The 7,814-nt window shown below is 70.0% G+C and carries 6 protein-coding genes; all 6 read right to left on the minus strand.

The genetic code is table 11. The annotated features are described in order from the left end of the window. Nucleotides 1-107: 107 nt before the first annotated feature. Nucleotides 108-2,018 carry a S9 family peptidase gene (locus AAHM41_RS37330; protein ID WP_342241706.1) on the minus strand — a complete coding sequence of 637 codons (1,911 nt, stop codon included), beginning with the start codon at nucleotides 2,016-2,018 and terminating at the stop codon, nucleotides 108-110. A gap of 68 nt (nucleotides 2,019-2,086) precedes the next feature. Next, complete coding sequence (locus AAHM41_RS37335; RefSeq protein WP_342241707.1) at nucleotides 2,087-3,082, minus strand: ABC transporter ATP-binding protein; 996 nt, start codon at nucleotides 3,080-3,082, stop codon at nucleotides 2,087-2,089. Further along, a complete protein-coding gene (locus AAHM41_RS37340) occupies nucleotides 3,079-4,074 on the minus strand; it encodes an ABC transporter ATP-binding protein (protein WP_342241708.1) in 996 nt (331 codons plus the stop codon). Before AAHM41_RS37340 ends, AAHM41_RS37335 begins: the two co-directional genes overlap by 4 nt. Continuing rightward, nucleotides 4,064-4,963: an ABC transporter permease gene (locus tag AAHM41_RS37345; protein ID WP_342241709.1), complete on the minus strand. Its 900-nt coding sequence runs from the start codon at nucleotides 4,961-4,963 to the stop codon at nucleotides 4,064-4,066. The genes AAHM41_RS37340 and AAHM41_RS37345 overlap by 11 nt, the downstream gene beginning before the upstream one ends. Beyond that, nucleotides 4,960-5,877 (minus strand): ABC transporter permease, encoded by a 918-nt coding sequence (locus tag AAHM41_RS37350; RefSeq protein ID WP_342241710.1) that lies wholly within the window; start codon nucleotides 5,875-5,877, stop codon nucleotides 4,960-4,962. The genes AAHM41_RS37345 and AAHM41_RS37350 overlap by 4 nt, the downstream gene beginning before the upstream one ends. A gap of 63 nt (nucleotides 5,878-5,940) precedes the next feature. Further along, nucleotides 5,941-7,551, minus strand: coding sequence for a peptide ABC transporter substrate-binding protein (locus tag AAHM41_RS37355; protein WP_342241711.1), 1,611 nt, complete (start codon nucleotides 7,549-7,551; stop codon nucleotides 5,941-5,943). Nucleotides 7,552-7,814 lie beyond the last annotated feature (263 nt).

The raw sequence follows: 7,814 nt of genomic DNA on the forward strand, positions 1-7,814 counted from the left end.
CCCCCCCCGGGGGGGGCCCCCCCCCCCCCCCCCCCCCCCCCCCCCGGGGGTGGGGGTGCCCCCGATCGTCGACTACAAGCCGGGCAAGCCCGGCTGACCCGGGCCGTTCAGGACCCGTCGGCGGCCGCGATCAGGGTCGCCGGCGTGTCCTGTTCGGTGGTGGCGCTGGGCCCAAAGGCTGCGGCGAAGAAGGCGATCAGCCGCTCATACAGCATCCGGCAGTTGCCCGGCTTGACGATGCCGTGGCCCTCGTCCGGGAACAGCAGCGTCTCATAGGGGATGCCGCGGGCGTCGAGCTCCGCCCGCATGATCTCGACATGCTCCGGCGTCACGTTCGGGTCGGTCAGGCCCTGGACGATCAGCAGGCGCCCCTCGATCCGGTCGACGAAGTGGATCGGGGAACGCTCACGGTACTTCTCAGGCAGCTCGTCCGGCGTGCCGCCCATCATCGCCTCGGAATAGGGGCGCAGGTCCGGCCGGGTGGTCCAGTAGTCGGTGACCAGGTCGGTCATGCCGCAGATCGGCGCCGCGGCGGCGATGATCTCGCGCGGAAAACGGGTGATCGCCCACCAGGCGGAATAGCCACCATAGGACAGGCCGGTGATGCCGACCCGGCCCGGCTGCGCCAGCCCGGCATTCATCAGCGCCAGGATGCCGGTGCGGATGTCCTCCTGCTCGCGCCCGCCCCAGCCATCGGCCTTGATCGCCTCCTGGAAGGCGAGGCCCAGGCCGGTGCTGCCGCGGTAGTTCGGCTGCAGCACATGGAAGCCGGCGCGGCACAGCGCCTGCGGGATCGGGTCGAAGCGGCCGTCGTAATGCGCGGTCGGCCCGCCATGGACATGGATCACGGCGCCGCGGGCCTCGCCCCTGGCGCGATACAGCCAGCCCTGGATTCGCAGCCCGTCGACCGAATGCCACCAGAAGGGCTCGGCCGGGCTCAGCTCCGCCAGGTCGGGCAGCGACCCCTCGGGGAGCGGCGTCAGCTCATGCGCGGTCAGCAGGTCCGGCGCCTCGGCCGCCAGGGTGACGATCGACGTCGGCGCCGTGGCCCGGCCGCGCTCCACCACCCAGCGGCCGTCGGGCAGCGGCGCGATCGGGCGCAGGATGTCGCCCCCGCGGAACACCGGGGCATAGGCGCCGGTCGAGACCATCAGGAACCCGGCCTCGTCCCGCGCCGCGCTGGATTCGATCACCACCAGCAGGTCCTGGCTGTCATCCGGCTGGTGCGGCCAGCGCACATGCTCGACCGGGATCGCCGGAGTGTCGATCAGCCAGCGCAGATCGTCGGAGGCCAGGTCGATCAGCCCCAACCGTTTGTGCGACGGCCCCTCGGCGACGAAGGCCACGCGAAGCCCGTCCGGCGACCACACGCCCTCGGCCTTGGCCGGGCCGCCGGGGCTGTACAGCTCGCGATCCGCGCCGGTCTCCAGGTCGTACACCCACAGCGCCCGGCCGCTCGGGTGATGGTCGTTGCGCAGATACAGGATCCGGCGTCCGGTCGGGTCCAGCTTCGGCATCAGCTTGCAGGACCGCAGCGGCGAGGCCAAAGCGCGCTGCGCGCCGGTCGCGATGTCGTGCTCGTACAAATGCAGGATGTCGCCGCCCAGCCCGGTGGCCGGGTCGCGGCTGGCGGCATAGACCAGCCGGCGCCCGTCCGGGTGCTGCTGGGCGGTGTAGGCGTAGTAGCCCGGCCGGTCCGGCAGCAGCGCCTCCGCCGGCCGCGCCGGGTCCAGCCAGACCCGCTGCAGCCCGACCTGCTCCTCGCCGTCGCGGCGGCGGGCGACGATCAGGGCCAGGCTGTCCGGCGCCCAGCTGAAGCTCTCGCAATCCCAGCCGGACCAGGGCTCCAGCAGCAGGCGCGGCGGCGCATCGCCCGTGGTCGGAGCGATCCAGGGGCCGTTGCCCTCGGCCTTGCCGTTCCACAGCCAGGCCACCCAGCGCCCGTCCGGCGACACGGCCGGGAACAGCAGCCGCGGCGCGGCGATCAGGCGGTCCAGAAAGCCGGGATCGATGCTCATGACGGAAATGCTACCCCAACGGCGGCGGGTCGAGATATGGCGCCGGACGCATGGCGGGCGCGGCGCGGTCAGGCCGGGACGCCGGCCAGCTCCTCGACCCGGTGGCACGCCGCTCGGTGGCCGGGGCCGAAATCGCGCAGCACCGGCGCGGCCCGGGCGCACAGGTCGACGGCGTGCGGGCAGCGGGTGCGGAAGGCGCAGCCTGAGGGCGGGTTGATCGGCGACGGCGTGTCGCCCTGCAGCACCACCCGCCGGCGCTGCCGTGCCCGCACCGGGTCCGGCACCGGCACGGCGGACAAGAGCGCCTGGGCATAGGGGTGCAGCGGCCGGGCGAAGAAGGCGTCGCGGCCGGCGATCTCGGCCTCCCGCCCCAGATACAGCACCATCACCCGGTCGCTGATGTGCCGCACCACGCTCATGTTGTGCGAGATGAAGATCAGCGCCATCCCTAGCTCGCGTCGCAGCCGCATCAGCAGGTTGACGATCTGCGCCTGGATCGAGACGTCCAGCGCCGAGACCGGCTCGTCGCAGACGATCAGCTTCGGCCGCAGGATGATGGCGCGGGCGATGCCGATGCGCTGGCATTGGCCGCCAGAGAATTCATGCGGGTAGCGGTGGGCGAGGGCAGGGGACAGGCCGACCTGGCGCATCGCCTCGTTCACCCGGGTGGCGACCTCGGCCCGCTTCAGCTCGGGGTGGAAGGTGCGCAGCGGCCGGCCGATGATCTGGGCCACGGTCATGCGCGGGTCCAGCGAGGCCAGCGGGTCCTGGAAGATGATCTGCATGTCCCGCCGCCGCGGCCGCAGCGCATCCTCGGGCAGGCCGGTCACGTCGCTGCCGTTCCAGGCGATGGTGCCGGCGGTGGGCGGGATCAGTTTCAGCACGGCCCGGCCCAAAGTGGACTTGCCGCAGCCGGATTCGCCGACCACGGCCAGCACCTCGCCGGGGGCCAGGTCGAAGGACACGTCGTCCACCGCCTTCACCATCAGCGGCGGCCCGCCCAGCAGCCCGGACGAGAGCGGGAAATGGACCTTCAGGTTGCGGACCGACAGCACCGGCGTCATGGCACCAGCTCCGGCACGGCGGCGGGCTGCGGCAGCGGCCGGTGGCAGGCGACGAAGCCGCTCGCAGCCGGCAGCAGCGGCGGCATGGTGACGGTGCAGGCCTCGACCCGACGGTCGCAGCGCGGGGCGAAGGGGCAGCCGGGCAGGTCGCCGGACGCGGCGCGCGGCTGGCCCGGGATCACCCGCAGCTCGCCCTCGCGGCCCTCCAGGTCCGGTGTCGAATCCAAGAGGCCGCGGGTGTAGGGATGGGCCGGTGACGCGAACAGGGGCTCGACCGGCGCCGCCTCCATCACCTTGCCGCCGTAGAGCACCAGCACCCGGTCGCACATCTCGGCGACGACGCCGAGGTCGTGGGTCACCAGGACCACCGCCGTTCCCAGCTCGCGCACCAGGTCGCGCAGCAGGTCCAGCACCTGGGCCTGGACGGTGACGTCCAGCGCCGTGGTCGGCTCGTCCGCCAGCAGGATGCGCGGGTTGCACAGCAGCGCCATGGCGATCATGACGCGTTGGCGCATGCCGCCCGACAGCTCATGCGGATACTGCCGCATCCGCTTCGCCGGATCGGGGATCTTCACCCGGTCCAGCATCCGGGTGGCCTTGTCCCAGGCCTCGCGCTTCCGCACCCCCTGGTGGCGGATCAGCACCTCGGTCAGCTGCGCCCCGACCCGGTGATAGGGGTTCAGCGAGGTCATCGGGTCCTGGAAGATCATGGTCATGGCCGACCCGCGCAGCCGGTCCAGCCCGCGCCGGTCCAGCGCCAGCAGGTCCTGCCCCTCGAAACGAATCCGGCCGGTGACGGCGCCATTGCCGGCCAAGAGGCCCATGATCGACAGCAGGATCTGGCTCTTGCCCGACCCGCTCTCGCCGACGATGCCCAGCACCTCGCCGCGGCGGACGGTGAAGTCGACCCCGGCCACGGCGACGGCGTCGCCCCGGCGCATCCGGAAGCGGATCGCCAGGTCTTCGACCGACAGCAGGGGATCAGCGCTCATTGGGGTCGAAGGCATCGCGCAGCCCATCGGCGACGAAGTTCATGCAGAACAGGGTCAGGGCCAGGGCCAGCCCGGGCAGGATCAGCATGTGCGGGTCGGTCTCGATCTTGGCCTGGCCCTCGCTGATCAGCACGCCCCAGCTGGTCTCCGGCGCCTGCACGCCGAGGCCGAGGAAGCTGAGCAGGGATTCGCTCAGGATCACGTCCGGGATCAGCAGGCTGGAATAGACGATCACCACGCCGACGCAGTTCGGCATGATGTGCTTCAGCACGATCTGGCGCTTGGTCATGCCGCCGGCCCGCGCCGCCTCGATGAACTCGCGGTGGCGCAGGGCGATGGCCTGGGCGCGGACGATGCGCGACGGCGTCAGCCACAGCGACAGCACCACGGCGATGATCACGGCGGTGCTGCCGCGCCCCAGCGCCATGCTGATCAGGATGACCTGGAAGATGTAGGGGATGCCGTACAGCACGTCGACGAAGCGCATCATCACCTGGTCGACCACGCCGCCGAGGAACCCCGCGACCGACCCCCAGGTGACACCGATGGCGACCGCGATCAGCGTGGCCACCAGGCCGATGATCAGCGACACCTGGCCGCCGGCCATGATCCGCAGCAGCAGGTCGCGGCCCAGGTCGTCGGTGCCGAAGGGATGCGCCGAGAACAGGTCCATCGGCGCGTTCATCGCCTCGAAATTCGCGTCGTCCGGCTCATAGCCGTACAGCAGCGGCCCGCCGAAGCAGACGATCACGATCAGGATCAGCATGACCAGGCTGGCGACCGCGGTCCGGTTGGCGCGGAACCGGCGCAGCGCCTCGCGGAACGGGCTGACGCCCTCGGCGCCTGCTTCCTCCGGCGCGGCGAGATCGGTGGCGGCGGCGTCGGTCATGTGCGCGACCTCGGGTCCAGCAACACCTGCAGCACGTCGGTCACCATGTTGAACAGGATGATGCAGGCGCCGTAGACCAGTGTGACCCCCATCACCATGGTGTAGTCGCGGCTGATCGCGCTCTCGACGAAGTAGCGGCCGATGCCGGGCACGGCGAAGATGGTCTCGATCACCATCGACCCGGTGATCAGCCCGGCGGTGGCGGGGCCGAGATAGGCGATCACCGGGATCATGGCGCCGCGGATGGCGTGGTGGGTCAGCACCCGCCACTCGCCCACGCCCTTGGCCCGGGCGGTGCGGATGTAGTTGCTGCGCAGCGTCTCGATCATCGCGCCGCGGGTCAGCCGGGCGACATAGGCGATGTTCGGCAGCGCCATGGCCACCACCGGCAGCACCATCGACCGCCAGTCGCCGTCCCAGCCCGCCACCGGCACCAGGCTCAGCATCAGGGCGAAGACGATCTGCAGGATCGGCGCCATGACGAAGGTCGGCACCACGATGCCGCCCATGGCGACGGCGCTGACCAGATTGTCCAGCGGGCCGTTCCGCCGCAGCGCCGCGACCACGCCCAGGGTCACGCCGGCGACGGCATAGAGCAGCGTGGCCCACAGCCCGATCTGCAGCGAGATCGGCAGGCCGTGGCCGATCAGTTGCGTCACCGTGTATTCGCGGTAGTACATCGACTGGCCGAAATCGAGCCGCACGACATCGCCCAGGAAGCGCAGATATTGCTGCCACAGCGGCTCGTTCAGGTGGAACTGGGCCTCCATCCGGGCGATCAGGGCCGGCGGCAGCTTCTTGTCGTCGTCGAAAGGACCTCCCGGCGCGAAGCGGATGACGAAGAAGGTGATCGTCGCCAGCGCGAACAGCGTCGGCACGCTGCCCAGCATGCGGCGAAGGACGGACAAGACCATCGACCCTGGTGGCTCCCTGACTCTGCTCCGGCGGAGGGGGTTGTCGATCGAAGGACGCTGGCCTTACTTCTCGATGCTCAGATACTTCGACATCGGATGGCCGATCGGGTTGGCGCCCCAGCCCTTGACATAGGTCTGGACCAGCAGGTTGTCGCTCGACACCGTGATCGGGATGAAGACGTACTGGTCCAGCATGCGCTGCTCGGCCTGGCCCAGGATCTCGTAGAACTTGGCCTTGTCCGCGGCGGCGGCGTTGGCCTGGTCCATCAGCTTCTCGTACTCGTCGTCCTTCCAGTGGTAGCTGGGCGTGCCGGTGTAGCGCAGCGAGTCCAGCCAGGTCTTGGCCTGCGGATAGTCGCCGCCATAGCTGTCCATACAGACCTGCCAGGTGCCGGTGTGCAGCTTCTCCAGCCAGGTCTTGACCTCGGTCAGGTCCAGCTTGGTGCGGACGCCCAGATTCTGCTTCCACATCGCGACGATGCCCTCGACCCGCCGCTTGCTGGCGGCGCTGGACGGTCCGATGATCTCCAGCTCCAGCGGCTTGTCCGGGCCGTAGCCGGCCTCGGCCAGCAGCGATTTCGCCTCGGCCAGGCGCTGCTCCTTGCTCAGCCCCGCCTCCTGCACCTTGCCGGGCTTGTAGCTGGAGTCCTGGTTGATCGAGAAGGTATACATCGGCACGTTGCCGGCCTTCTCGATCCGCTCCTGCAGGAAGTCGCGGTCGATGGCATAGGCCAGCGCCTTGCGCACGCGGATGTCGGACAGCGGGCCGGCATCGGGCTGGAAGCTGAGATACTTCATGCCCAGCGTCGGGTTCTGGTGCAGCTCCTGCGGCCGCTCGGCCTTCAGCTTCTCCAGCTGCTCGACCGGCACGGTCATGGTCGAGTCCAGCTCGCCCGCCAGATAGCGCTTCAGCTCGGTCGAGGCGTCCTCGGTGACGTGGTAGACCACCGTGTCGATCTTGACGTTGGCCGCGTCCCAATAGTTCGGGTTCTTGACCAGCACCACCTTCGACTGCGGCACGTATTCCTTCAACATGTAGGCGCCGTTGCCGACGAACAGCTCCGGCCTTGTGTAGTCCAGCTTGTTGCCGGCGGCCTTCAGGCTCGGCTCATGCACTGGCGCCGTGGTGTGGAAGTCGAGGATGTAGGGCGCGTCCGGCATCGGGTAGTCGAGCGTCAGCACCACCGTGCGGTCGTCCGGCGCCGCGGCGCCCAGCTGGCTCGCATCCTTCAGCTTGCCCTCGTTGAACGCCTTGCCGTTCTTGATCGGCAGCACCTGGGTCAGATAGTAGGCGTGGTTCGACGCCATCTCCGGATCCAGCGCGCGGACGATGCCGCGCACGAAATCCGCCGCCACCATCGGGTCGCCGTTCGACCATTTCAGCCCGGGCCGCAGATGGAAGGTCCAGGTCAGGCCGTCGGCGCTGGTCTCCCATTTCTCCGCAGCGCCGGGCTGCGGATTGCCCTGCGGGTCCAGCACCAGCAGCGCCTCGAACAGGTCGGCGACGATGTAGTTCTCGCGCGCGCCGGTGTTCAGCTGCGGGTCCAAGGTCGAGGGCGCGCTGCCGAAGCCGCGGTTCAGCACCGTCTCCGCCGCCGCCGGGCCGGCCAGCGCCCCGGCGGAGACCGCCAGGCACAAGGCCAGGGCCATGGCCGATTTGTTCAGAAAGCTCATGCGATCCCCCAGATCTGTGATCCCCCCGCCGAGGCGGCGCCGCGGTCCCGGTCCGGCCGGGCTTCTCGTCTGCCTCAGGCGTCTCGCGGGAACGTTCCGCCCCGCCGGTCGCGATTTGGGCAGGCGGCCGTCGTTCCTGACAAGGCACGAAAGCGACGGAGGCCTGAACTTCAGGTTATCGGGCGCAGCCGCGGCATGTCGGGCCTGGGACGACGCCGACCTGTCCGCTAGGGTTTCGCCGGACGATTCGCGAGGAGCCGGAA

The organism is Inquilinus sp. OTU3971, assembly GCF_038440215.1.